The organism is Actinomadura logoneensis (assembly GCF_003428695.1).
Classification (GTDB): Bacteria; Actinomycetota; Actinomycetes; order Streptosporangiales; family Streptosporangiaceae; genus Spirillospora; species Spirillospora logoneensis.
This window is the reverse complement of record NZ_QURH01000741.1, coordinates 1-3420: the sequence shown is the minus strand read 5'-3', so window position 1 is coordinate 3420 and position 3420 is coordinate 1. Positions and strand designations below refer to the sequence as shown.

Genomic DNA, 3420 nt, shown 5'->3' with positions numbered 1-3420 from the left:
CGGCGGCTGCGGCGCGAGGCGGGGGCGGCGGCACCGGGCGTGCTGTGGCTGCGCGCGGAGGCCGACGACCGGGCGTCGGTGCCGGGTGCCGTCCGGCTCTCCCGGCCGCTGAACCCGCTGGCGCGGCTCGCCACCCCCTGGTCCGACCCGGAGGGATGGCTGGCGTCGCTCTCCCGCTCCCGCCGGACCGACCTGCGCAGGCAGCGGCGCGCGCTGTCGTCGCTGGACTGCCGCGTCGGCCCCGCCCGCGGCCTCGTCGAGGGCCGGGAGGTGGCCGACCTGCTCTGGCGGAACGAGGCGAAGTACGAGAGCGGGCACCTTCCGTCCGCGCCGCTCGCCCTGCCCTACGTGGAAGCGCTCATCGCCCACCCGGACGCCATCGCCATCGCCTACCGGGACGCCGCGGAACACCTCGCCGGCATCGCGCTCCTGCTCGACCATCCGACGTGGCCGCTCTACTGGCGCTGGGGCGCCGAACCCGTGCGGCACCTGTACTTCGACTCGTACGCGCGGCTTCTGGAGTGGGCCGTCACGCACGGGAAGAACGGCGTCATCCTCGGGAAGGGCAAGAGCGACCTCAAGGCCGCCCTCGGCGCCGAACTGGTCCCGTCCTACGCGGTGGCGGCGGGACCGTGACCGTCCAGGACCGTCCCGTCGCCGCCGCCGCGCCGCGCACCGGGCTCGTCCTGTCCCTGCTGGTCGGACGCGTCGTCCTGCGCATGCTCCTCTACGCGGCCGGGATGATCCTCGTGTTCGCGTGGGGGAGGGACGAGTTCAGCCGGTACGCGGCGGCGGCGGGCACGGCCGTGTGGCTCACCCCGCTCGTCCAGGCCGGACCGGAGAAGGCCGCGCTGAAACTGCTGCCGCGCTCCACCCGCACACGCGGCGACCTGCTCGGACCACTGCGCGCGACGGTCGCGCTGCTGCCGCTGCCGTTCGCGGCGGCCACGGCCGTCATGCTGCTGCGCGACCCGCACGCGACCGCCACCCTCTACACCGCCGCCGCGTCCTACCAGGTCTCGCTCGGCTGCGTGCTGCTCGGGACGGCCGTCCACCGCGCCCTCGGCCGCCCCGACCGGGACATCGCCGCCTACGCGGCCCTCTCCGTCGGACTGGCCGTCATGTGCGGACTCGTCCTTCTCACCGGACCGCCACCCGTCGCGTACTTCTCCGGGCTGCTCGCCGTGACCCTGGCGCTGAACCTGGCGCTCGCGCGGCTGATGCCCGTCCCGGAGCCGTCCGCCCGCGTGCGGCGGACGCGGGCGCTGCTCGCCGGGACGGTCGTGCTGATGGGCGCGCCCGAGGTGACCGCGAACCTCGCGACGAGCCTGCTGTACGTCGAGCTGTCGTTGGCGTCCGCCGGGCACCGCGCCAGCGGCGACCTCTACCTGGTGCTGATGGCCTGGTCGCTGGCGATCGGCGCGGGCTACTTCGCGCAGCGCGTGTTCCAGCCCGCCACGTCCGTCCGGCTGGCCGGGCGGGGCGCGGCGGCCGGACGGTCCCGGGCGCACCGGCTCGCGCGCGGCGTCCTGCTGGGCAGCCTCTGCTGGCTGCCGCTCGCCCTGGCCGCGCAGTTCACCGTCCTCGACGGCGCGCCCGCGCTCGTCGCCCTGGCCGTCCTGATGGTGTCGCGCGCGCCGCTGTACATGCTGATGGCGTACGCGTCCTACCTGCTGGAGAACTCCGGCGGACGGCATCTGCGCACCAGCGCCCTCGCCGGGACGACCGGGCTGCTCGCCGTCGCCGCCGCGGGCGCCGTCGCGATCCCGCTGCTCGGCGCGTCAGGCGCGGTGTACGCGCTGGCGGCCAAGGAACTCGTGCTCAGCTGCGTAGTGCTGGTCCGGTCGGGCCGCCGCGGCGGTGGCCGTTCCGCCGCCGGTGCCGCTCCGGCCCCTCCTCCTTCGGCAGCCGCAGGATGAACCGGGCGCCGCGGGTGCCGTCGGTCCGGTCGGTGATGACGAGCGTCCCGCCGTGCGCCTCGACGATGTCGCGCGAGATGGCGAGCCCGAGGCCGGTGCCGCCGGCGTCCTCGTGCCGCGCCTCGGCGAGCCGGGTGAACCGGTTGAACACGCGCTCGCGGTCCTCGGGCGGGATGCCGCCGCCGTCGTCCACGACCTCCACGACCGCCTGACCGTCCTGCTCCCCGACCTCGACCGTCACCGCGGTCGCGGCGTGCCGGTCGGCGTTGTCGATCAGGTTGGTCAGCACCCGCGCCAGCTCCAGCCGTCCGCCGCGCACCACCACCGGGGCGTCGCCGACGACCCGCACCCGCGTCCGGCGCGGGCGGCGCAGCACCTCCTGGTCGGCGATCTCGTGCAGGTCCAGGGGCTCCTTGCGCAGCCCCTGGTCGGACTCCAGCCGGGCCAGCGCGAGCAGGTCGTCCAGCACCTGCTCCAGCCGGTCGGCGTTGCGCAGCATCGCCTCGGTCGACTCGGCCATCCCGGCGGCCGCCGGGTCGGAGCGGGCGAGCTCCAGCTCCGTCCGCAGGCCGGTGAGGGGGCTGCGCAGTTCGTGCGACAGGTCGGAGATGAACGCGCGCTGCCGCGCCACCGCCTTCTCCAGCCGGTCGAGCGTCTGGTTCACGCTGCGCGCGAGCGCGTGGATCTCGTCCCGCCGGATCGGCTCGGGCACCCGCCGCTCCAGGTCGCTCGCGGTGATCTCGTCCAGGTTGCGGCGCAGCACGTCCACCGGGCGCAGCGCCCGCCCGGCCGCCCGCCAGGCGCCGAACCCCACGAAGGCCGTCACGGCCGGGATCGCCAGCGCCGACAGCGCGGCGACCCCCGGCCGGGGCAGCCACGGATGGGACTCCTCCAGCGCATAGACGATGAGATCCCTGCGCCCGTCGTAGGCGCGCATCGCCACCACCTGGAAGCAGGGCCCGCCGGGCGCGTCGATCTCGCAGCTGATGCCGTCCTCGCGGGTGTCCATGCCCTCGGGCGCCCGGAAGTTCACCGGCGGGCGACCGCGCATCCCGTCGCTCGCCGCGACCACGTGCCGCGACCGGTCCACGACCTGGACGAGCGCGCCGGCCCGGTCGGTCACGACAGGCTGGCCGAACCGCCCGTCCCGGATGTACTCGGCCACAACCCGGGCCCGCCGGGCGACCCTCCGCTCCTCGGAGTGCTGCGCCTCGGCGGTGACCAGCAGCATGGCGACCAGGTAGAGCGGGATCACCAGGAGGAGCGTGATCATCACCGCCCGGACGGTCACCCCGGTCCGGATGGACGGGTCACGCAGCACCCGCTGCCACAGCCGCGCCGACGGAGCGCTCACCCCCGGAGGGTTCCCCGGCCTCGGTAAACACGACCCGCCGGACCCGGCAAAGATCCGTTACGGCGGGCCACACCGCCGTTCCGGGCCGCCACCCCGCCCTCCCCGCCGGGTCTCCCCGCCGTCCGCCCCGAGGGACGGCGGGGAGAC

3 protein-coding genes are annotated in these 3420 nt (G+C 75.7%); 2 read left to right on the top strand and 1 reads right to left on the bottom strand.

The window, feature by feature from the left end:
* Both DZF91_RS40425 and DZF91_RS39080 read left to right on the top strand, forming a co-directional pair.
* Positions 1-636 (top strand): hypothetical protein (locus DZF91_RS40425; RefSeq protein WP_199486910.1); only part of this gene is annotated, 636 nt, incomplete at its 5' end.
* Positions 633-1919 (top strand): hypothetical protein, encoded by a 1287-nt coding sequence (locus DZF91_RS39080; RefSeq protein WP_147341395.1) that lies wholly within the window; start codon positions 633-635, stop codon positions 1917-1919. The genes DZF91_RS40425 and DZF91_RS39080, both read left to right, overlap by 4 nt.
* On the opposite strand, the gene DZF91_RS26520 is transcribed toward DZF91_RS39080, so the two are convergent.
* Entirely contained in the window at positions 1822-3273 is a 1452-nt protein-coding gene (locus DZF91_RS26520; RefSeq protein WP_235834585.1) for a sensor histidine kinase, read from the bottom strand. The genes DZF91_RS39080 and DZF91_RS26520 overlap by 98 nt on opposite strands.
* Between the last annotated feature and the right edge of the window lie 147 nt (positions 3274-3420).